This window comes from Anaerolineales bacterium (assembly GCA_030583885.1).
Lineage (GTDB): Bacteria > Chloroflexota > Anaerolineae > Anaerolineales > Villigracilaceae > Villigracilis.
Genome location: CP129480.1, coordinates 1,930,652 through 1,952,382 on the forward strand (window position 1 = coordinate 1,930,652; position 21,731 = coordinate 1,952,382).

At 53.8% G+C, this 21,731-nt stretch carries 24 protein-coding genes and 1 tRNA gene; 16 read left to right on the forward strand and 9 right to left on the reverse strand.

Annotation, left to right across the window (positions count from 1 at the left end; genetic code table 11):
* Window positions 1-51: 51 nt before the first annotated feature.
* Complete coding sequence (locus tag QY332_09605) at window positions 52-396, reverse strand: iron-sulfur cluster assembly protein (protein ID WKZ38185.1); 345 nt, start codon at window positions 394-396, stop codon at window positions 52-54.
* A 22-nt stretch (window positions 397-418) separates the two neighbouring features.
* The gene (locus tag QY332_09610) at window positions 419-1,045 is read right to left on the reverse strand and encodes a winged helix-turn-helix transcriptional regulator (protein ID WKZ38186.1); all 627 of its coding nucleotides are present in this window, start codon (window positions 1,043-1,045) and stop codon (window positions 419-421) included.
* A gap of 171 nt (window positions 1,046-1,216) precedes the next feature.
* Here QY332_09610 and sufC point away from each other — a divergent pair, with 171 nt between their 5' ends.
* The 3 genes from sufC to sufD are packed head-to-tail and all read left to right on the forward strand — an operon-like array spanning window position 1,217 to window position 4,800.
* Window positions 1,217-2,008 (forward strand): Fe-S cluster assembly ATPase SufC, encoded by a 792-nt coding sequence (gene sufC / locus QY332_09615; GenBank protein WKZ38187.1) that lies wholly within the window; start codon window positions 1,217-1,219, stop codon window positions 2,006-2,008.
* 31 nt (window positions 2,009-2,039) lie between these two features.
* Window positions 2,040-3,461 (forward strand): Fe-S cluster assembly protein SufB, encoded by a 1,422-nt coding sequence (gene sufB, locus QY332_09620; protein WKZ38188.1) that lies wholly within the window; start codon window positions 2,040-2,042, stop codon window positions 3,459-3,461.
* Window position 3,462: 1 nt separating this feature from the next.
* A complete protein-coding gene (sufD, locus tag QY332_09625; GenBank protein ID WKZ38189.1) occupies window positions 3,463-4,800 on the forward strand; it encodes a Fe-S cluster assembly protein SufD in 1,338 nt (445 codons plus the stop codon).
* Between the two features lie 118 nt (window positions 4,801-4,918).
* Here the strand turns inward: sufD and QY332_09630 are convergent, their stop codons facing one another.
* Window positions 4,919-5,290, reverse strand: a complete 372-nt coding sequence (locus QY332_09630; GenBank protein ID WKZ38190.1) for a hypothetical protein — start codon at window positions 5,288-5,290, stop codon at window positions 4,919-4,921.
* Between QY332_09630 and QY332_09635 the strand changes: the two genes are divergently transcribed.
* From QY332_09635 to QY332_09650, 4 genes are all read left to right on the forward strand, one after another.
* Window positions 5,289-5,711 (forward strand): hypothetical protein, encoded by a 423-nt coding sequence (locus QY332_09635; GenBank protein WKZ38191.1) that lies wholly within the window; start codon window positions 5,289-5,291, stop codon window positions 5,709-5,711. The genes QY332_09630 and QY332_09635 overlap by 2 nt on opposite strands.
* 2 nt (window positions 5,712-5,713) lie before the next feature.
* Window positions 5,714-6,940 (forward strand): cysteine desulfurase, encoded by a 1,227-nt coding sequence (locus tag QY332_09640; GenBank protein WKZ38192.1) that lies wholly within the window; start codon window positions 5,714-5,716, stop codon window positions 6,938-6,940.
* 94 nt (window positions 6,941-7,034) lie between these two features.
* Window positions 7,035-7,430, forward strand: a complete 396-nt coding sequence (locus QY332_09645) for an SUF system NifU family Fe-S cluster assembly protein (GenBank protein ID WKZ38193.1) — start codon at window positions 7,035-7,037, stop codon at window positions 7,428-7,430.
* Window positions 7,431-7,472: 42 nt separating this feature from the next.
* Window positions 7,473-7,823: a non-heme iron oxygenase ferredoxin subunit gene (locus tag QY332_09650; protein ID WKZ38194.1), complete on the forward strand. Its 351-nt coding sequence runs from the start codon at window positions 7,473-7,475 to the stop codon at window positions 7,821-7,823.
* A 16-nt stretch (window positions 7,824-7,839) separates the two neighbouring features.
* On the opposite strand, the gene QY332_09655 is transcribed toward QY332_09650, so the two are convergent.
* From QY332_09655 to QY332_09665, 3 genes are read right to left on the reverse strand one after another with little or no spacing between them, the layout of a single operon-like run.
* Complete coding sequence (locus QY332_09655) at window positions 7,840-8,349, reverse strand: DinB family protein (GenBank protein ID WKZ38195.1); 510 nt, start codon at window positions 8,347-8,349, stop codon at window positions 7,840-7,842.
* Between the two features lie 15 nt (window positions 8,350-8,364).
* Entirely contained in the window at window positions 8,365-8,997 is a 633-nt protein-coding gene (locus QY332_09660) for a PIG-L deacetylase family protein (GenBank protein WKZ38196.1), read from the reverse strand.
* A 7-nt stretch (window positions 8,998-9,004) separates the two neighbouring features.
* The gene (locus QY332_09665; protein ID WKZ38197.1) at window positions 9,005-9,805 is read right to left on the reverse strand and encodes a class I SAM-dependent methyltransferase; all 801 of its coding nucleotides are present in this window, start codon (window positions 9,803-9,805) and stop codon (window positions 9,005-9,007) included.
* 107 nt (window positions 9,806-9,912) lie between these two features.
* On the opposite strand from QY332_09665, the gene hisS reads away from it, so the two are divergent.
* The 9 genes from hisS to QY332_09710 all read left to right on the forward strand — a co-directional run bounded on the left by hisS (window position 9,913) and on the right by QY332_09710 (window position 18,333).
* On the forward strand, window positions 9,913-11,187 hold the full coding sequence (hisS, locus tag QY332_09670) for a histidine--tRNA ligase (protein ID WKZ38198.1): 1,275 nt from the start codon (window positions 9,913-9,915) through the stop codon (window positions 11,185-11,187).
* Window positions 11,180-11,638, forward strand: a complete 459-nt coding sequence (locus QY332_09675; GenBank protein WKZ38199.1) for a GNAT family N-acetyltransferase — start codon at window positions 11,180-11,182, stop codon at window positions 11,636-11,638. Before hisS ends, QY332_09675 begins: the two co-directional genes overlap by 8 nt.
* 35 nt (window positions 11,639-11,673) lie before the next feature.
* Window positions 11,674-11,745: transfer RNA gene (locus QY332_09680), tRNA-His, on the forward strand.
* 61 nt (window positions 11,746-11,806) lie between these two features.
* On the forward strand, window positions 11,807-12,610 hold the full coding sequence (locus tag QY332_09685; GenBank protein WKZ38200.1) for a polyphosphate kinase 2 family protein: 804 nt from the start codon (window positions 11,807-11,809) through the stop codon (window positions 12,608-12,610).
* Between the two features lie 9 nt (window positions 12,611-12,619).
* Window positions 12,620-14,041 (forward strand): glycogen/starch synthase, encoded by a 1,422-nt coding sequence (locus QY332_09690; GenBank protein ID WKZ38201.1) that lies wholly within the window; start codon window positions 12,620-12,622, stop codon window positions 14,039-14,041.
* Window positions 14,042-14,044: 3 nt separating this feature from the next.
* Window positions 14,045-15,550, forward strand: a complete 1,506-nt coding sequence (malQ, locus tag QY332_09695) for a 4-alpha-glucanotransferase (protein ID WKZ38202.1) — start codon at window positions 14,045-14,047, stop codon at window positions 15,548-15,550.
* Window positions 15,551-15,618: 68 nt separating this feature from the next.
* The gene (locus QY332_09700) at window positions 15,619-17,166 is read left to right on the forward strand and encodes an NAD(P)H-hydrate dehydratase (protein ID WKZ38203.1); all 1,548 of its coding nucleotides are present in this window, start codon (window positions 15,619-15,621) and stop codon (window positions 17,164-17,166) included.
* 173 nt (window positions 17,167-17,339) lie between these two features.
* Entirely contained in the window at window positions 17,340-17,819 is a 480-nt protein-coding gene (locus QY332_09705; protein ID WKZ38204.1) for a winged helix-turn-helix domain-containing protein, read from the forward strand.
* A 25-nt stretch (window positions 17,820-17,844) separates the two neighbouring features.
* Window positions 17,845-18,333 (forward strand): transposase, encoded by a 489-nt coding sequence (locus QY332_09710; GenBank protein WKZ38205.1) that lies wholly within the window; start codon window positions 17,845-17,847, stop codon window positions 18,331-18,333.
* Between the two features lie 16 nt (window positions 18,334-18,349).
* Here the strand turns inward: QY332_09710 and QY332_09715 are convergent, their stop codons facing one another.
* The 3 genes from QY332_09715 to QY332_09725 form a co-directional block, all read right to left on the reverse strand.
* A complete protein-coding gene (locus tag QY332_09715) occupies window positions 18,350-19,402 on the reverse strand; it encodes an SPFH domain-containing protein (GenBank protein ID WKZ38206.1) in 1,053 nt (350 codons plus the stop codon).
* 105 nt (window positions 19,403-19,507) lie between these two features.
* Complete coding sequence (locus QY332_09720) at window positions 19,508-20,329, reverse strand: XdhC family protein (GenBank protein ID WKZ38207.1); 822 nt, start codon at window positions 20,327-20,329, stop codon at window positions 19,508-19,510.
* Between the two features lie 48 nt (window positions 20,330-20,377).
* Window positions 20,378-21,721 (reverse strand): DHH family phosphoesterase, encoded by a 1,344-nt coding sequence (locus tag QY332_09725; GenBank protein WKZ38208.1) that lies wholly within the window; start codon window positions 21,719-21,721, stop codon window positions 20,378-20,380.
* Window positions 21,722-21,731: the final 10 nt, after the last annotated feature.

Consider the following 21,731-nt stretch of genomic DNA (forward strand, 5'->3'; position numbering starts at 1 on the left):
AAAAGACGCCGATGCGGGAAGCATCGGCGTCTTTTTTGATTCTTCAACCACTTATGCGTACATTCCCCAATCCAATGCGGAGGGATCTTCCATCATGGAGAAATCCCACATTTCCATGCCCATTTCGATATTGACGGGCATGTTCAGCCCTTCGGTTGCCTTCGCCTTGGTCATCTCGATCATGGCGGGACCGTAGGGGCAGAATGGCGTCGTGAGGATCATCTTCACGCGGCCGATGCCGTTCTCGATTTCAACATCCCGAATCAAGCCCAATTGAATGATGTTCATTCCAATTTCCGGATCGATCACCTCAGACAGGCTTGCACGCGCCTGTTGAACGATCTCAGGGTGGGTGGTGTGGATGCTCCACTGGATTTCTTTGATTTCTTCGCTCATGGCTCCTCTACTTGTCTGAAATTTACTTGACCTTCACTTCCGCAGGCTGGACGACATAGGTGCAATGCGAGTCGCCATCCAAAATGCACTGAACTTTATTGGCCGGCAGGGCCAGCATTTTTGAGATCAGGGTCTGGTCAACTGTGCATACTTCAGGGTGGGCAATCCCAATTTGATAATACGGGCAGGAAATTTCATGGATCTGGTATTGACCGTCCTTCTTTTCCCATTCCACGGTAAAGCCTTCCTGCGCAAGCATATCCTTGACGAAGTCAAGACGTTCCTCCACACTCATGTTTTTCATGTCGCTGGCGTACTGGCTGGCGAGGTCTTCTGCGATCTGATTGAATAATTTCGCAACTACCGGCCCCGGCATGGTCTCCTTCATTTGCGAAAGCAGGCGGGTGGTCAATTGCATGTAGCGTGTGGGAAATCGCTCCATGCCCTCATCGGTAAGGATGTACGCCAGGCGCGGACGTCCCACGCCATGGCGCTCCTCCTGGCCCTCCACCAGGCCTTCCATCTGTAGGTTGGTGATGTGGTGGCGCACGGAAATGGGATTAATGCCAACAGCTTCCGCCAGATCATTAATGGTGGAGCGCGGCTTTCTTAACAAGGTCTGTAGAATCTTGTCTCGCGTGGATTTCATGCCGGGAGTATAACAATCCTGCCTGAGTTTGTCAATATACTAGAAAAATATCATAAATATTGACAAATCCATCCAGTCCTGCTATAATGCCGTCTCAGTGTAAAAAAAAACGCCAGCAATGGCTTACAAAGTACCGCCAGAGCGGTAATTTCCCAGGAGCTAGGTATAAGAATGTCGCAACTCGAAATCAAGAATCTGCATGTAAGTATCGAAGATAAGGAAATCCTGAAGGGCCTTTCGCTCACCATCAATCAGGGTGAGATCCACGCCATCATGGGACCCAACGGAACGGGCAAGTCCACCCTTGCCTATACCCTGATGGGGCATCCGAATTACATCGTCACAGAGGGCGAGATCCTCTTCAAGGGCAAAAATGTCCTCGAACTCGAACCCGACGAACGTTCCCGTGAGGGAATTTTTCTTGCTTTTCAATACCCTGTCGCCATACCCGGCGTGACCGTGGCCAACTTCCTGCGCACTGCCATCAATTCCCGCCGCCGCGCTGTCAACCCCGAAGACAAAGGCATGCCCATCCCTGAATTCCGCAAGATGCTCAAGGAAAAAATGGACACGCTCAAGATGGATCACGCTTTTGCAGGCCGCTACCTGAACGACGGTTTCTCCGGCGGCGAAAAGAAGCGCGCAGAAATTTTGCAAATGGCAACCCTCAAGCCGGAGATCGCCATCCTGGATGAAACCGATTCAGGCCTGGATATCGATGCGCTGCGCGTCGTTGCGGAGGGCGTCAACGCTCTTTCCGGACCCGACTTGGGCGTGCTGGTCATCACACATTATCAACGCCTGTTGAATTACATCAAACCGAACTTCGTCCACATCATGCTGGACGGCCGAATCGTTGAATCGGGCGGAGCCGATCTTGCCCTGCATCTTGAAGACCAGGGCTATGACTGGGTGCGCGAGAAGTATGAAGAAGCGGTTGAAGGGGAAGAATCCGCTGTGTAAGCCTTAGTGGTTAAAAACCCAGGAGATTCACATGACTGAAGAAACTAAGACCGACGAAACCATTCTCGAAGAAATTGGGGATTACAAATACGGTTTTCATGACCGCGACGATAACTACGTGTTCAAATCCGAGCGCGGGCTCAGCCGCGAGGTCGTTGAAAATATCTCCCGCATGAAGGGTGAGCCAGAGTGGATGCTTGAGTTCCGTCTCAAGGCGTTTGAGCATTACATGGCGCGTCCCATGCCAAATTGGGGACCCACACTCGATGAGATCGACTTCGACAATATTTTTTATTATGTCAAGCCGACCGAGAAAAGTGAAAAGAATTGGGATGATGTTCCCGATGACATCAAGAATACCTTCGATAAATTGGGCATCCCGGAAGCCGAGCAAAAGTTTTTGGCGGGTGTGGGTGCGCAATATGAATCTGAAATGGTCTATCACTCCATATTGGAACATCTTGAAAAACAGGGTGTCATCTTCCTTTCCATTGAAGACGGCCTTAAGCAATACCCCGACCTGTTCAAGGAATATTTCGGCACGGTCATTCCGATCGAAGACAACAAATTTGCTGCGCTCAATTCCGCGGTCTGGTCCGGTGGTTCCTTCGTGTACATCCCTAAAGGAGTTACAGTGGACCTGCCTCTTCAGGCTTATTTCCGCCTGAACACCGCGAATGTCGGCCAGTTCGAGCGCACCCTCATCATCGTGGATGAAGGCGCTTCGGTGCATTATGTCGAGGGCTGTACTGCCCCGCAATACACCACCAATTCCTTTCACAGCGGCGTGATCGAGATCATCGTCAAGAAGGGCGCGCGCTCCCGTTATTCCACCATTCAGAACTGGTCGACCAATGTCTTCAACCTCGTCACCCAGCGCGCCAAGGTCTTCGCGAATGCCTCCCACGAATGGGTGGACGCGAACCTCGGCTCGAAGCTCACCATGAAATACCCGTCCTGCTACCTGATGGAATCGGGTGCCCACGGGGAAATGCTTTCCATGGCATTTGCAGGACCCGGTCAAACCCAGGACGCCGGTTCAAAGATGATGCATTTTGCACCCAACACCACCAGCAAGATCGTTTCCAAGTCCATCAGCAAGGGCGGCGGCCGCGCATCCTATCGCGGCATGGTCAAGGTTTACAAGGGTTCCAAAGGCGTCAAATCCAATGTGGTGTGCGACGCGCTCCTGCTCGACCCCAAATCCCGCTCCGATACATACCCCACCATCGAGATCGACGAGGACGATGTCACCATCGGTCACGAAGCCTCCGTCAGCAAAGTGGGCGAAGAACAGCTCTTTTACCTCATGTCACGCGGCCTCAGCGAAGAGGAAGCCACCACCATGGTCGTCTCCGGCTTCATCGAGCCGCTGGTCAAGGAACTGCCGATGGAATACGCAGTGGAAATGAACCGCTTGATCCAACTTCAGATGGAAGGATCGATTGGCTGACATGCAGGAAAAACCAAAAGTATCGGTAAGCCGAACCCGACGCGGAGCTGCCGCAAGGGAATTTACTTTCACACAGGCGGATATTCCAGCATCAAGGGATGGTCTCGCCTCTTTCCGCGCTTTCGCCTGGGAGACATTCCAGAAACTTTCCCTCCCCGTGGCCACGGACGAAGCCTGGCGCCGCACAGACTTGCGCTTGCTGCCCGCCGATGATTTTAAACTTCCAAAAGATGGTGCCTTTGAAGATTTACCCGTCGTTCCCGAGGAATTGCTCAAGCCATTGACTGGCGAACAACATGGCGGACAGATCACTTTGCTGCCGGGCGGCTCCAAGATCCAATTGGATAAAGCCCTTGCCAAGAAGGGTGTTGTCTTCACTGATTTCCGTACCGCGGAAAAGGATCATGCCCACCTTCTTGCGAAATTGATCGGTCAGATCGTTAAGCCGCATGACGGCAAGTTCGCCGCTTTGGCTTCAGCGTTATCCGAAAATGGCGTGTTGCTCTACGTTCCGAAAAATGTGCAGGTGGATTATCCCCTTCACTCCGTCCTCTGGGGACCCGGCTCGGATCTCGCACATTTCTCCCACCTCATCGTTTATGTGGAAGACGGCGCTTCGGTGACCTACGTTCATGAAGCCGCATCTCCAAATGAAACAGGTCATGCGATGCACGCCGGTGTTGTGGAAATTTACGTCGGCAGGGATGCGAACCTGCGTTTTGTGGAACTGCAATCCTGGGGACGCCACGTCTGGAACTTCTCGCACGAGCGCGCCCGCGTGGAGCGCGGCGGCAACCTGGACTGGATTTTCGGTGCTGTTGGTTCCCGCCTTACCAAAAATTTCTCCGACCTTGATCTGGCTGGCGAAGGTGCGCAAGGACGTATGTCTGGCTTTTACTTTACCGATGGGACCCAGCACCTCGACCACGATACCCAGCAAAATCACCTTGCTCCGCACTGCACCAGCGACTTATTGTTCAAGGGAGCGCTGAAGGGCAGGAGCCGTTCCGTGTGGCAGGGTATGATCTATGTTGCCCCCGGCGCGCAGAAGACCGATGGCTATCAGGCCAACCGCAACCTCGTCCTCGACGATCAGGCGCGTGCAGACTCGATCCCGGGCCTGGAGATTCTCGCAGACGATGTCCGCTGTACACACGGCGCGACGGTCGGAAAACTGGAGATGGAACCGCTCTTCTATTTGAAGTCGCGCGGCATCCCGCAGCGTGAAGCGGAACAATTGGTTGTGGAAGGTTTCTTCGACCCGATCATGCAGCGCATTCCATTCGAAGGTGTGCGCGAGAGGTTCCAGCAGGCAATTCAGGATAAATTGTCGGCGTAGGCAAATCAGCCCAGGTACGTTGGCAAAACCCCCGCTGGGCTTTGGATGTCAGACCGGCACTCTGACGGATGTTTGAGCAGTTGTCCCGTAAGCAGGAGGCGGAGGGCGTCTCCATCGTTCAAGACAGGATGTGAGTCATGGCAGTAAGATCAAAAGCGAAAACGAAATCAAAATCAAAATCTAGGTCCACACTAAAAGCAAAAGGGAAGAGAACGGTCAAATCAAAGGCGGCGGCAAAGACAAAGCCCGTAAAGAAATCCACCATAAAGACGAAAGTCAAAGTGAAAACCAAGGCAAAACCCATCGTCAAGAAAACTCCCGCGAAGACGAAGGCCAAAGCGAAGGTTCTCAAGAAAGCGCCAGTGAAAAAAATTGTTTCAAAAACAAGGACCAGTTCCAAAATCGTCAGGAAAGCCAAGACGAAGGCTCTGGTGAAGAACAAGCCGCTTTCAAAAGCAGCTGCCCGCGTTGAACCGCATGCAAAACCCATGACGGAAGGCATCTTGGCGAGATTGGCCCCGACTGCGGTTGTAAAGCCTGTTGCGCCGGTTGTTAAGCGGACGGTCTCCCCGCTGGTCGAACGGCGCAGGCCGATCAAGCGCTCCCTGCGCGTGAGTCAGTTTTCCTTCATGAAGGCACCCGGACTCGAACACGCCTTTGAAGTCGGCGACTCGGTTGAAGTATTTTGCGACCACGAAAAAAGCCGCGAACGCGTACGCGGGTGGATCAAGGGCATCGTGGTGCAGGTGGATAATAAAATGGTGGCGGTGCAGTTCCGTTCCAACGTGTACCTCACCGATGGCTGGATGGTCCCTGACCGCATCCTGTGGTATCCGCTGAATTCAGAACATATCCGTCCCGTGCCGGGCAAGAAGCCGGTCATGAAGAAGGATTTCATCCCTGATTATTAATCATGTCCCTTAATGTAGAAGAAATCCGCAAAGATTTTCCAATTCTCGAACGCGAAACCCGCGAGGGTGTTCGCGTCGTGTATTTGGATTCCACCGCCACCTCGCAAAAACCTGTGCAGGTCATCGAGGCGATGAACGATTATTACCGGCGGTCGAATGCGAACATCCATCGCGGTGTGCATACGCTGGCGGAGGAAGCCACGTCCATGTATGAAGGCGCGCGAGAGAAGATCGCGAAGTTCATCAACGCTGCCTCCTCGCGCCAAATCATTTATACGCGCAACACGACCGAGTCGATCAACCTGGTTGCGTATTCATGGGCACGCACGAATTTGAAGGCGGGCGACCTTGTCGTCCTGACCGAGATGGAACATCACAGCAATCTCGTCCCCTGGCACATGCTCCAGATGGAACGCGGTATTGAGTTGGATTTCATCCCTGTGACGGAAGACGGTTTGCTTGATCTGGATACCTACAAAGCGCTTCTTGAACGCCGCCCAAAGCTGGTCTCGTTTACGCACATGTCCAATGTCCTTGGCACGATCAACCCCGCAGGGGAGATCATCCGCCTGGCGCATGAGGCTGGTGCGATCACTCTTGTAGATGGTGCGCAATCCGTGCCGCATTTGAGCGTGGATGTGCAGGCTCTCGACGCCGATTTCTACGCCTTCTCTGCGCACAAAATGTGCGGACCTACAGGCATTGGTATTCTATACGGCAAAGCCTCTTTGCTGGATGCCATGCCTCCCTTCCTCGGTGGCGGGGACATGATCAAGGAAGTGAAACTGCGATCTTTCCGCGCCAATTCCCTGCCGCATAAATTTGAAGCGGGGACGCCCGCCATCGCGGAAGCCGTCGGGTTTGGCGCGGCTGTGGATTACCTCTCCGCCATCGGTATGGAAGGAATCGCCGCACACGAGCATGAGGTCACGGGATATGCATTGGATCGTTTGGAAGAAATTCCTGGCGTAAAATTGTTCGGTCCCTCTGCGGATAAAAAGGGCGGCGTCGCGGCCTTTACGCTGGACGGAGTCCATCCGCATGATGTGGCACAGATCCTGGATAAGGACGGCATCGCTGTCCGCGCAGGACATCACTGCGCCCAGCCGTTGCATGAAAAGTTCGGCATCCCCGCCACGAGCCGTGCCTCCTTCTATTTGTATAATACGAAGGATGAAGTGGATATGCTTGTGAACGGGCTTTATAAAGTGAAGGAATTGTTTGGATAAACTCGGCGGTTGAGCAGGTGGCGGGTTTCGATATGTCCTTTCAGGACCATTCAACCAGCACCGCCGTGTCGAAACCACCGGTATTGGGAGAATCATGGACGATCTCTATCGTGAAGTCATCATCGAACACTATAAAAACCCATCCTATCGCGGGAAACTTGACCCGCACGATATTTCCTTTGCGGACAATAATCCGCTGTGCGGTGACCACATCCAAATTGACCTGCGTGTAGACAAAAATAGAATTGTCACCGAAGCCATGTTCGACGGCCACGGTTGCGCCATCTCGCAAGCCTCCGCGGATCTGCTGATGGAATCCATCATCGGCAAGCCGCTGGACGAAGTGAAGAAACTCAACAAGGAGTCCATCCTTGAATTGCTCGGCATCGACCTTGGCCCCGTACGCTTGAAATGCGCTTTGCTTTCACTTAAAGTATTGAAGGCAGGAGTGTATGGTTTGGGTGAGGCGAGTGACGATCTGGTGGAATGATTGCTTTGCCCTCCCCCATGGGAGGGCAGGGTGAGGAAAAGTATGTTCAATTACACAACCCTTGACGACTCCAAAACAGAATTCTTAGAGATCGCCCCTGTTTCCGAACTGCCCAACGGTGAGCGTCTGTTCATTGACTTGGGTGACAAGCCGATAGTTATTTTCAATATTGCGGGAAAATATTATGCCATTGGTGATGTCTGCACGCATGACGATGGTCCGCTGGGGGACGGGATGCTCGAAGGCAATAACATCGTCTGCCCCCGCCATGGAGCCGAGTTCGACATCCGCACCGGGCAGGCGGTCCAAATGCCTGCTGTGGTGGACATCCCCGCTTATCCCGTGCAGGTGCAGGACGGTGTCCTTTTTGTGGGCGTGCCGAAGGAATGGTAAGTGTATTATTCGATCTCTACCAATCACCCGCATAATGGATGTCGTAAGGCTGGGTGATTCTCTCGATCAAACTTCGTCGTAATTCCACCAGCTGGCGGATGTGCAGGTTGTCATGTGCCGACCAGGCCGCGAACATATCCCCCGCCTTCATCGAGCCGAATTGGGATGTGTAGGTTGTTTCCCAATCCGTTTTGGATAAGGTCTTGAGCCAATCCAGCGATTTTTCGCGCTCCATAAAAAACTTTCCCTTCATTTCCCCAAAGTTTTGTTCGTTATATTTTCTCGAAGCAACCCAGCCCAGCGGGTCTATGGAATGCCACTCCTCGTTCTGGCGATGCAGGATGCAATCCAAATGCTCACGAAAATCCTCGCGCTCCTCGTCGTGCAGATGGCAGGTGACTTCGAGAATTGACCACGAATCGGGATTGGGCTTTACCCGCGCCTCCTCCCCGCCGACGCCTGCCAGCAAAGCCCGAATCATTTCCGTGCTGTGGGTAAGTTCCTCATAAAGTCTCTGGAATTCCATGCCAGCCTCCGGTTCCTAGTTCCCGAATTTACCGACGATCCTCAATATATCAAATCCCTCTGCGAACGGCACCTCCGCCAGCGCGCCGTGGCGCACCATGATGGCGCGCGTCAACTCGCTGTTGAAATAATAGCGGTCTTTATAGGTTTCATACTCGGAAAGCGCTTCGATCTTCTTGCTCACATCCTCTTCCGTCACTTCCACAAGAAAATGCGGGAAGAAACCATAAGAGGAGCGCACCACGTCAAAGCCGAGCACGGTGATCCCGCGGAATGCGCGCAGGGCTTCCTCGGTCATGGTGTTGTGATCTTGATGCACATCCTGCTTCGAATGCACAAAGATCAGGTCGGGTTTGAAATCCCTGCGGAGTTTAAGGAAATATTCAAGGATGTCCTGCCGCGAGTCGGGAAAGACACGTGTGTTGAACGGCCCGAACAAAATCCTTTCTTCCGGCAGGCCGAGTACTTTCATGGACCGGATGTGCTCGCCCTTTACCTGTATCAGTTCGGGATTTTTTTGGTTGTCAGACAGCGTCACACACAGAATGTCCGTCTGTTTGACAATGTGATGGATCAAGGCACCGCACCCGATCTCAATATCATCCGGGTGCGCACCGAGGAAGAGGACTTTTTTGCCGAAGAAGTTCATGAAAAAATTATTTCGTTGCCAGAATTCCGCCGACGACCTTGGTCATCACCAATTTGTTATCGCGGTCGAACCATTTTTGGGCAACGGCCTGGATCCTGCCGATCAGGGCCTCATATTCATCCTTGCCGTTGAACATGGATGTCCACAGTTTGCGGTCTTCACTCAGTGAAGCGCGGACATAGTCAATGAACGGCGTGACTTTGGGGAAGGTGAGGTGGTTTTCGAACTTGTGCAGTTCGGTCCTGGCAAAGATACCATCAATTGTTTTAAAGATATCACTCTTGAAGCGTGAAGAACCGGGCATGGGTGGGATTTCCGCGCCTGTGGCTTCCTTGATGATGTCATAGAACATCTGCTTGTTCTCGGGCAAGGGGCCGGAGACGAAAAGCCGTCCGCCGGGGACAAGCACACGGTAGGCCTCGCCAAATGTAAAGTCCAGATCGGAGGCGTAGTAGATGGCGAAGGCGCTGGTGCACAGGTGGAAGGTATTGTCTGCAAAGTTGAACGGCTTGTTGAAATCCAAAAACTGAAAGTCAATTTTTGCGCCGATTTCCATGTTCTTTGTGCGGGCTTTGTCCAGCAGTTCCTCCGAGAAATCACCGCCACTGATATCCGCGCCGCCCTTGGTATATTCGTTGAAAAGGAAACTGAGTTTCCCTGCACCACAGCCAACATCCAAAATCTTCATGCCCGCCTGCGGTTTGAGCAGATCGGTGGTCCAGACGTCGATATTGGCGGAGCCGTATTTTTCGTGAATGTCGATACGGGTGAGCAGGTCCTGGCTGGTTTCCTGATAATTAATTTCCATAGGTTTCTCCTTGATGAATAATGGATGATTATACCAAAACTATTTCAAAATTCAATGGCTGAATTTTGAAATCCAACCCATGATAAAATTCGCGCACTGGAGTCAATATGGCGAACAAGATAAACCCTGTCAAAGGGACACGCGAATTTTACCCCGAGCAGATGGCGCTGCGAAATTTCATGTATGGAAAAGTCAGGGCCGCATCGCGGGCTTTTGGCTATCAGGAGTATGACGGTCCTTTCATTGAGCCGATCGACCTGTACGCAGCGAAATCCGGCGAGGAACTCGTCAAGAAGCAGTCATTCACGTTTCAAGACCGCGGAGGGGATTTTGTCACACTTCGGCCTGAACTCACACCAAGCCTTGCGCGGATGATTGCGGCGAAACAGGGTGAGTTGACCTATCCCGTGCGCTGGTGGTCGTTCGGTCCGTTCTGGCGCTACGAACAGCCGCAAAAGGGGCGCTCGCGTGAATTCTTCCAATGGAATATTGACATGCTTGGAGTTGACTCGCCGGAGGCGGATGCGGAGCTCATCGCCGTCGCGGCGACATTCCTGCGCTCAGTCGGCCTCAACCCTCAGCTTGCCACCATTTTTGTCAACAATCGACGCCTGATGGATTCTGAATTCGACGCCTTGCAGATTGCTGCGGGGAAACGCCTTGACATCTCGAATTTGGTGGATCGGCGCTCCAAGATGGAGCCCGCCAAATGGGATGAGTACGCGCTCGAATTGGGTTTGACCCAGGCGCAATTGGATGGCTTGAAGGACATTCTTGGTAATTTTGATTTGTGGAGGAAAAGCGATGATCTGATCCGCCTCTTCACAGCCCTGGAAGCACTGGGCGTGAAGGAATATGTCAAATTCGACCCGAACATTGTGCGCGGACTTATGTATTACACGGGCACGGTTTTTGAAGCTTTTGAGACCAGTGGTTCGGTGCGGCGCGCGATTTTGGGTGGCGGGCGCTACGATAACCTGCTGGCGGATGTGGGTGGCCAGGCTCTTCCGGCGACCGGATTTGCCATGGGTGATGTGGTGGCGGGCATCATTTTGCAGGAAAACAATCTTGTGCCTGAATTCATCCCAACGCCTGCCCTGGCACTGGTGACGGTGTTCGACGAATCCATGTGGATGAAGTCATTTGAACTGGCGGCGAAGTTACGGAATGCCGGCTTGGACGTGATGGTCTATCCTGAACCTGCCAGGCTGCAAAAGCAGTTCAAGTTTGCCGACAGGATGAAAATCAAGATTGCCTTGACAATTGGACCTGATGAGGCGGCGGATAATTCTGTGGCGGTGAAAAATCTCATAAACAGCGAACAGGTCATTGTCCGCTGGGAAGCGGTGGAGGATACCATTAAGGCAATCATGAATGCCTGAGATTCGTCCTGTTAACAAGGAGAATTGGGTGACCCTGATCGATCTGAACGTGCGGGACGATCAGAAGGGTTTTGTTGCATCCAATTTGTATTCCATTGCGCAATCTCAATTTGGCGATGAATATGAAGGTCATTGGGATTTTCATCCTTTTGGGATCTATGACGGTGACAGGCCGGTTGGTTTTTTAATGTACGCACTTAATTTCAAACATCCCCGGCATCAGGCTTTCGTTCAGCGCTTGATGGTCGATGAAAAATTTCAAGGCAGGGGCTATGGACGCTTTGGGATGGAGGCGATGCTCGAAATTTTCCGCGCCGACGGGCGGATTAAGGCGGTTGGTATAAGTTACGAACCGGAAAACGAAGGTGCGCGAACGTTGTATGCCAGTTTGGGGTTTGTGGAGACGGGAGAGGTTGTTGAAGGGGAGGCGGTCGCGATATTGAGGTTGTGATAATTTGTGGTAAAATTTTGTCCGCTTCCAATATGGAGCCTGTAGCTCAATGGCAGAGCGCCACACTGTGGATGTGGATGTTGTGGGTTCGAAACCCATCAGGCTCCCTGCCATGCGACCCTAAAGGTTTCAAAAACCTTTAGGGTCTTTCTAAACTTTCGGAGGTTCATGAAACAATATCTGGTTGAACCGGGCAGGAAAGTCAAACTTACGGAGCAGGATCCGGGCGGCACGGGGGATTTCAAGGGCGGCAAGACGGGCGGCTTGAGGGAAGCTCAGAAGTTAAACGAAGAATTGCAGTCGCTGCAGGAATTGTTGTACGCGGAAGGCAAGCATAAAGTGCTTGTCGTTTTGCAGGCGATGGACACGGGCGGCAAGGATGGCGCGATCCGCCGCGTGTTCGAGGGGGTGAATCCGCAGGGTGTCAAGGTGGCAAGTTTCAAGGTGCCAACGGCGAAGGAACTGTCGCATGATTATTTGTGGCGGATTCACCAAGTCATGCCCGCGAACGGCGAGATGGTGATCTTCAACCGCAGTCATTACGAGGACGTGTTGGTGGTGCGTGTGCGGAATCTCGTGCCGAAGGAAGTGTGGTCGAAGCGCTACGACCAGATCAACGATTTCGAGCGGATGCTGGCGGAGAACGGCACGACGATCCTGAAATTCTTCCTGCATATCAGCAAGGACGAGCAAAAGGAACGCCTGCAAGCCCGCCTCGACGACCCGACCAAGCATTGGAAGTTCAGCCTCGGTGACCTCGAGGAACGCAAACTGTGGGACGATTACCAGCAAGCCTATGAGGACGCCATCAACAAGAACAGCACAGACTATGCACCGTGGTATGTCGTCCCTGCGAACCGCAAATGGTACCGCGACCTGGTCATTTCGACCATTTTGGTGGAAACATTGAAAGGCTTGAAAATGGACTATCCCAAGCCGAAGGATAATCTCCAAGGCGTTGTGGTCGAGTAAAATCAATCCATGCCTAAAACCATCAATGTTCTTTTCCTTGCGGCGGAAGCCGACCCCTTTGTGAAGGTCGGCGGACTTGGGGATGTGGCGGGTTCCCTGCCGCGTGCCTTGCGCGCTCTTTCCACGGATGACCTGAAACTGGATGTGCGGCTGGTACTGCCGTATCACCCGGTCGTAAAGGCGGATAATCTCAAGCCGTTGGGAATGTTCTCGATTTCGCGCGGCGATTCCGAGGTCGCAGTGGAGGCGTTCGAATCCGTTTTAGACGGCATGCCCGTTTATATCATCAACGGCGACCCGATCCGCACAAGCGGTTCCGTTTACTCCCTCGATGCAGCCCTGGATGCTGAAAAATATACGTTCTTCTCGCTTGCCGCACTGGCATTGGCAAGGCAGGTCAACTGGCTGCCGGACGTTGTCCACGCGAATGATTGGCACACCGCCGCAAGCCTTTATGGATCCCTGACCAAACGCTGGGAGGAGGGTGCGCGCCATGTGGCCGGTGTGATCACGCTGCACAACCTGCCGTTCATGGGTCCCGATGTCAGTGCGATCCTTGATAGTTATGGAGTAAAACTCGCGCAGACCGACCTGCCTGATTGGGCGCGCGTGATGCCCCTGCCGCTGGGCTTGTGGGCCTCGGATGCGATCGTGGCGGTTTCGCCGACCTATGGACGTGAGATCCTCACGCCTGAATTTGGATGCGGCTTGGATGAATTTTTACAGACCCGACGCGAAACGATCAGCGGTGTGTTGAATGGGATCGATGTTGCCTCCTTCAACCCTGCGGATGACTCCGCCCTGGGTGTAAATTTTGACATTGACTCGCTCCAAAAGCGTGCCGCAAACAAGGGATTGTTGCAGGAAAGGCTTGGCTTGTCGCACGATCCTGGGATTCCCCTGCTTGCGGTTGTTTCGCGCATGGACGTGCAAAAAGGCGTCGACCTTGCCTTCACCGCCTTGAAAAGCATGAAGAAGGTCAATTTTCAGGCGGTGGTTTTGGGGACAGGTGATCCGAAGCTCGAAGAGGCGGCACGTACTCTGCATGAATTATTCCCTGATAAGATAAAAATTGAACTGCGGTACGATGCCGGGCTTGCCCGCCAGATCTACGCCGCTGCGGATATGCTCTTGATGCCCTCGCGCTACGAACCGTGCGGTCTTTCGCAAATGATCGCCATGCGGTATGGATGTGTGCCTGTCGTGCGTGCTGCCGGCGGCCTGAATGACACGGTCAAGCACAACGAAACCGGGTTCGTTTTCGAGAAGGCCCATCACATGTCTTTGGCGAGTGCGGTCAAGGCGGGAATCAAGATATTTGCCGACAAGGAAAAATGGCGGAGTATCCAGCGCGCGGGCATGGCGCAGGATTTTTCGTGGGAAAACTCGGCGCGCGAATATCTTAAACTCTATTTGTCCCTGGTGAAATGATCAATGGCATTTACACGTTCCTCCGGCATCCTTCTGCATCCATCCAGCCTGCCCGGCCCGTACGGCATCGGCGATCTCGGCCCGCAATGCCGCAGTTTCATAGACTGGCTTGCATCCGCCGGATGCAAGCTCTGGCAGATTCTGCCGCTGGGCCCCACGGGTTATGGCGATTCTCCGTATCAATGTTTTTCCGCGTTTGCTGGGAATCCCTATTTATTAAGCCCGGATGAACTGCTTGCGGACGGACTGTTGACTAATGACGATTTGGATGCGTTAAAGGACCTGCCCGCCTCATTCGTGGACTTTGGCCTGATCATTCCCAAAAAACTTGACCTTTTGCAAAAGGCATTTACCCGCTTCCAGGCCTCGCCTGAGAGTTTGCGCGGTTCATTCGACGATTTCTGTGCTGAAAACGCCTCCTGGCTGGACGACTTTGCCCTCTTCATGGCGTTGAAGGATGCCAATGGCGGAGGAGCATGGAACGGGTGGCCTGAAGCGCTGCGTTCGAGGAAAAAATCGGCATTGACCAAAGCCAGGCAGGAACTGGCTGAAAGCATTATGCGGCATGCCTTTTATCAATTCCTCTTTTTCAGGCAGTGGAACAAGGTCCGTGCATATGCAAATGAAAAGGGGATTCAGATCATTGGGGATATCCCGATCTTCGTCGCGTATGACTCGGCGGATGTGTGGGCGCATCCCGGATTATTCTTCCTCGATGAATACAGCAATCCAACCGTTGTGGCGGGCGTCCCGCCGGATGCGTTTTCGGCGACAGGCCAACTGTGGGGCAATCCGCTTTACAATTGGAAGATCCACAAAAAAGAGGGCTATGCCTGGTGGCTTTCGCGCGTGCATGCATCCCTGAAATTTATGGACGTCCTGCGCTTCGACCACTTCCGCGGCTTTGCAGGCTACTACGAAATTCCAGCCGAAGATACCACTGCTGAGAACGGACGCTGGGTGCCCGGCCCCGGCAGGGACTTTTTCCGCGCCGTGCAAGTGTATCTAAGCGATGGCTTGGTCCCGCCCGGCAGCGGTCTGCCCATTATTGCAGAGGATTTGGGCGTAGTAACTCCGGATGTGGTCGAATTGCTCGAAGCCTTCGATCTGCCCGGCATGAAGGTCCTGCAGTTTGCTTTTTCAGGACCCGATAACCTCTTCCTGCCGCATAATTATGTCCCCAATTGTGTGGCATACACCGGGACACATGACAACGACACTGCCTTTGGCTGGTTCGCTGCGGCGCCGCAGCACGAACGCGAGTTTGCCAAACGCTATCTCGGTGTGGACGGTAACGACTTTGCCTGGGATTTGATCCGCGCGGTCTGGAAATCCGTGGCGGTCCTTGCCATCACGCCCATGCAGGATCTGCTCGGCCTTGGCGGCGAGGCGCGCATGAACTTCCCCAGCAAACTGGGCGGCAACTGGGAATGGCGCATGAAGGAGGGTGATCTGCATGGAGACCTTGCGGCGGGACTTCGGGATTTGAATTGGTTGTCGAACAGATAAAAAACGCCTCGCAAGAGGCGTTCATGTCATGAATAGCCTTACGATTGAATTGTGGTTTAATTGTTGATATGAAACTGGTTACTGTTACTCAAATGCGCGCCATCGAAAAGGAAGCCGACGCCAGCGGCGTTTCCTATGCTCAAATGATGCAAAACGCCGGGCGCGGGCTGGCGGAAGTTGTCCATGCGTTGGGGCAGGAGAACGGCTGGGATGAGGTCACGGGTATCGTCGGTTCCGGCAATAATGGCGGTGATACGCTTGTCGCGCTTGCGTGGCTTGCGGAAGCAGGTTGGCGCACACACGCATACCTGGTTAACCGCACGTTGGACGATGAACTGATCGTACAATACCAGTCTGTGGGCGGCGGGCTGCGCGAATCCAAAGGCGATGAAAATGACGAAATCCTCAATGCCCTTCTTGAGCAGTCCGATGTCCTTTTGGATGGATTGCTTGGGACCGGGGTCAAGCTTCCGCTTAAGAAAGAAGCGGCGCGTCTCCTTGAAAAAATAAATCTTGGCATTTCCACGATAGATCCACCGCCTTTCATTGTCGCAGTGGATTGTCCCTCCGGTGTGGATTGCGATACGGGGGAGGCCGCCGATGAGACCATCCCCGCCGACCTTACGATCACAATGGCGGCGGTCAAGCGGGGGCTGTTGAAACTGCCCGCCTATGAATTGACAGGTGAACTGCAAACAATCGGGATCGGCTTGCCCGATGAGATGGATGCGTGGAACGCGATCCAAATCGAAGCAGCGGATTGGGATATGGTTTCTGCGCTTCTGCCGGAACGAAGTCCCGCCTCCCACAAAGGGACGTTTGGTACGGCTTTCGTGGTGGCTGGTTCGGCATCGTATATTGGTGCGGCTTTGCTGGCTGGGACTGCCGCCTATCGCATTGGCGCAGGTCTGGTTACGATGGCAATTCCCGAACCGCTGCACGCCGCGCTTGCCGGTCACCTGCCCGAAGCGACCTGGGTCTTGCTCCCTCACGAAAACGGATTTATTTCACAAGCTGCCGCCGACATGGTTCTGCAAAATCTAGATCGCGCCACCGCTTTGCTGGTCGGACCTGGCCTTGGTGATAGTTTGTCAACAGGGACGTTTATCGAAGGCTTGCTGCCCTCCATTCAAATCCCTCTGGTCGTGGATGCGGATGGATTGCGCCATATGTCTCGCATCAAGAATTGGCATCAAAAAATATTAGCACCTGCCGTGCTGACGCCGCATCCCGGCGAGATGTCCGCATTGACGGGGTTATCAAAGGATGAAATTCAAAATGACCGTGTAGCGATCGCCGGCAGGTATGCGAGGGAATGGGGGCATATCGTCGTTTTGAAAGGTGCATTTACCGTCATCGCCGCGCTGGATGGACATACCACCATCATCCCGGTGGCTACACCTGCCCTCGCCCGCGCCGGCACCGGTGACGTGCTGGCCGGCTTGATCGTTGGTCTGCTCGCGCAGGGACTTGCTCCCTTCGACGCTGCGATTGCCGGTGCGTTCATCCACGCCCAGGCGGGATTGCTTGCTGCCGAATCTCTTGGCACGACCGCCTCGGTGCTGGCAAGCGATGTGTTGGATGCCATCCCCGATGTGATCGCGGAGTTGGAATGACGTATTCGCGATTTCGATACGAAAGCTGAGGGTGACATAATCCGAAAAAAAAGAGACTCTCCTCACGGAAAGTCTCTTTTGCTAATCACTTATTGCCAACTATTCAGGTTTACTTAGATTGATTTACAATAGTCGGTATGACATGGAAACCATCATACCTAACCCGAGAACAAATGGAAGAAAGACGGCTTGAAGGTGGACGGCTGTTGAAAGCTGGAAAAATGTCAAAAGCCGAAATCTCAAGACACCTCGGAGTAAGCCGGGCCACGGTCGGCCAATGGGCCAGAATCATAGAAACAAAAGGTATGCGCGGACTCCAAAAAAGAAAAGCGGCTGGTAGCGAGCCGAAGTTGAGTAATCCACAAAAGCAAAGCTTAAAGAGGAAGCTGGAACGAGGGGCTTTGGCGAATGGATATCCAACTGATCGCTGGACATTGGACCGTGTCCAAAAATTGATCAAAAGAGAATTTGATGTCACTTATCATCCGAATTACCTCAATCGATTGTTGCGCAAACTAGGTTTCAGTCCACAAAAGCCAATGCCACAGGCTATTGAACAGGAAAAAGAGTTAGTGGAAGCTTGGTTGCTAGGAGATTGGCCAAGGATAAAAAAAGTCACATCGTCTCAAAGCAAAAATCGTATTTTGGGATGAATTTGGGTTCTCCTTTCAAGAAATATTGGCTACGACGTGGGCTCGGACTGGCAAGAGACCCGTTTTTCGACGGGTAACCAAAGATCGTCGAGCGCTATCGACAGCCGTAGCGCTGACACTTACAGGCAAGATCTACAAGAAATGTTTTGAAGGTTCGATAAAAAGCGATAACTTGATTGAGGCACTTGAACACCTCCGTAGGCAGGTACCTGGAAAAATCATCTTGATCTGGGATCGAGCCCGTATTCATCTTAGCAAGCTCACCAAAGCTTATCTCTGCCAGCATCCTGAGATCATGATTGAAGAGTTACCTGCTTACGCTCCACAGCTCAATCCGGAAGAGTATTGTCACGGAAATGTTAAACAACATCTCAGAAATGCTCGTCCAACTTCTAAAGAGGAGATTCGCTCAATGCTTGATCGTGGTTTTGCTCGCTTGCGTCGTCGACCAGACTTACTTCTTGGCTTCTTTCATGCCGCCGGTCTTTCTGTTAGGCAACTTCAGTTAACCTGAATAATGCCTGCTAAAACTACTCTTTCAAAAACTCCTCCAAAGCCGCCTTGCTGATGCGGTATGCTTTGCCCATTTTTTTCGCCTTCAGACTCTTGTCCTTGATCGCGGCAAGCACGTCCTCTTCAGAGACCTTTAAGATTGCGGCTGCTTCCGAGGGGGTCATGACATCCGGAATGCCTCCGGCACCTTGTGCGCCCCCGCCAGATTGGCCCTGTTGCGGCTGTTGGTAGCCGCCCTGCAATGCCTGTCCCATGATGTTGCCGATACCCATGCCGGCACCAATGCCAGCGGTAAGTCCGGCGCCGCCGCCTTCGTTCTGTGCCGCATCGCGCATCGCATCTGCGGCTTGCAGTTGAGTGTAGGTTGCCATATCGAGCATGCCCATATCGCGCAGTTCCTGAGCCGATTTTTCGCTCGGCTTGAGGTTGCCGATGTAGAAGGTCTTGAGTGTGAGACCAATGGCTTCGAAATCAGGTGCTGACTTTGCACGGACAGCCGCGCCGAGTTCCTCGGTCAGGCCGATCATCTCCGGTACCGAATTCTTCGCGGCGGTTTCACCAAGCGCATCCTGTAATTTGGAGAGCAGCATGGTGCGCAGGCGCTCTTCGATGTCGGAGGTGCGGTAGGTATGTTGCACGCCCACGATCTGGGTCACGAATTGTTGCGGGTCCTTCACCTGGAAGGAATACGATCCAAATCCCTGCAGCAGAGCCACGCCCAGCCCCATGCCCGGATTGCGGACGATGATCGGCTGCGGCGTACCCCATTTTTTATTCGCAAACTCCTTGCGCGAAACGAAATACACTTCCGCGGGGAAGGGCGTACGGTCATTGAAGGCCTTGCCGATGAAATCGATCAACAGCGGGATGTTGGCGGTGGCAATGGTGTGCCGCCCGGGTTTGAAGACATCCAGCGCATTGCCGTCGCGGAAGAACACCGCGCTCTGGCTCTCGCGCACGATCACCTGTGAACCGATGCGGAAATCGCCAATGCCCTCCTCTGGAAAGCGGTGGACGATTTCGTCCGCCATTTCGTTCGGGTATTCAATGACATCAAAAATTCTAGCCATATCTCACTCCTTTTGAAAGAATAACGGCTTGATTATAGCCCATCTATCGGGCAGGAACAAGAACCGTTTGTCTTGTTGTCTCTACGGATTCCACTGTGATTCGTTTCACACCTCTCCCTGCGCCTTCGCCGGCCGCCCCTTCATGGACAGTCCTGTCGCCTTGGCTCTGACCATCATGACCTCCGCCAGGATGCTGACGGCGATCTCTTCCGGCGTTTCGGCCTGCAGTTCGATTCCCATCGGCGAATGGACTTTGGCGATTCTTTCCTCGGAAACGCCCTTCTCCTTCAAGGCTTTGACGGTGGTGGCCCAGCGGCGCTTGGAGCCGATCACGCCGATATAGCCTGCGGCGGAGTCCAGAAGCGGGGCGAGTCCTGCCGCGTCCACATTGGAGCCGCGAGTCGTCAGGATCAGACTCGTGCGTTTGTCGATCTGGATATGATCGATGAGTTTATCCATTGTCACGGGATGGTAGGCATCCGCGCCGGGCGTGGCTTCGGGCGTGCAAAATTCTGCGCGGTCATCACAGACTGCCACGCGAAACCCCAGCCACTTTGCCAAATGGACAACTGCCTTGCCCACGTGTCCCGCGCCGATGACGACCAGCAGCGGGGGAGGAAGGATCGGTTCCACAAACACCTCCACCTGACCGCCGCACACACCGGGGTCACCGCGTGAGGGGTCAGCCATATTGTATTTTAAGTAGCGCGCCTGGCCGTCGCTGATCGCCATCCAGGCTTCATCGAGCACGCGGTGCTCCAAATCTCCGCCGCCGACGGTGCCAATGAACGTGCCGTCGGGATAAACGAGCATCTTGCTGCCCACATGCCGTGGCGTGGAGCCTTCGCTCCTTGTCACCGTGCACAGGGCGGCAGAGCCATTATCCTTTTCGATATCAGAGAGAGCTTGATAAATGGAATTTTTCATTTGATTTTCTGGTAGGGGCGAACGACCGTTCGCCCCTACTATTTCGGATTATCGCTCCAGCAGTCCCAGCACCGCAGGCAGCAATTGTTTCTTCCTTGAAACCACGCCCTGCGCATCTCGTGTGCGGTCGGGCATGGGCGGATAGGGAAGGTCGTTCAACACCGTCGGCGCTTCGGAGGAGATGAGCAGGCGGCTGGTTCCGCGAACCACGTCTGTGACCAGGAGCATGGCGAAATCCAAGCCGCGCTTATCGCGCAGGTCGTTCAACGCATGTTGCAGCGGATCGAGATGCTCGGTCAATTGCAGGATGTCGGTTACTTCGACTTGCGCCACGGCGAATTTGTATCCGCCTCCCTCGAAGGATTTGATGTCCGTGCTGACGATCTCCTCGGGCTTGCGGTTGGAGAGCCCGGCGCCTGCCGAAAGGATGGCGTTGCCATAGGATTCGATCGTCTCACCTTTGAGCGGACTTCCACCGACGAATGCCCAGCGTGCCAGCTTCTCTGCGGCAACATGGTCGCGCGTTGTGGTGGTGGGAGATGCCAATATAAGGGTATCAGATAACAGCCCGGCGAGAAGCGTGCCTGCCAGCGGCGGCGGCATGGAGAGACCGGCCTCGGCGGTCAGTTCGGTCACCAGAGTTGAAGTAGACCCGACAATATCAACCGTGAATCGGATGGGTTGGTGGGTGTACGGGTTGCCAAGGCGGTGATGATCGAGGATCTCCAGCAGTTCGGCTTCATCCAGCGCGGCGATGGCCTGACGCGGTTCGTTATGGTCGACGAGGATGACCTTGAGCCTGGGCGGGTTGATGACTTCACGCTGATGGGCGATGCCCATGTACACACCGTTTTCGTCCACAACCCAGTAATCGTTGTGGTCGTCGCGCAATAATTTATTGAGCGAATCGCGGATGTGACCATTCGCTGCAAACTTCGGGACGGTAGTATCCGTGGCATCCCTGCACATGGCGGACATCATCTCGCGGACGGTGGTGTCGCCGGGCCGCGGACCGAGGGTTTCCGTAAAATATTTGAAAAGGCTCATGCCGTTGATGATGCCGTGCGGGATTCCATCCTCGCCGACGACGGGCGCAATGCCGCCTGTTTTGCTGGCGAGGATCCATGCCGCGCCGAGCTGCGAATCGGGACGGATGGTATCCAGCCGCCGCATGACCGAGCCGAAACGCGGGGATGCGTCGGTGAGCAATATGGGTGCTTCAAGGCTGAGCGTTTTCAACACCCATGCCGTTTGCACGTTGAGCGCACCAGCGCGTGCGGCAACAGCATCTGCGCCGTCCCGTTCGCGCAGGAGCCAGGCGTATCCCATGGCGGACGCGATCGAGTCGGTGTCGGGGTTGATGTGGCCTACGACATAAATCTGGTCGGGCATTTAACTGGAT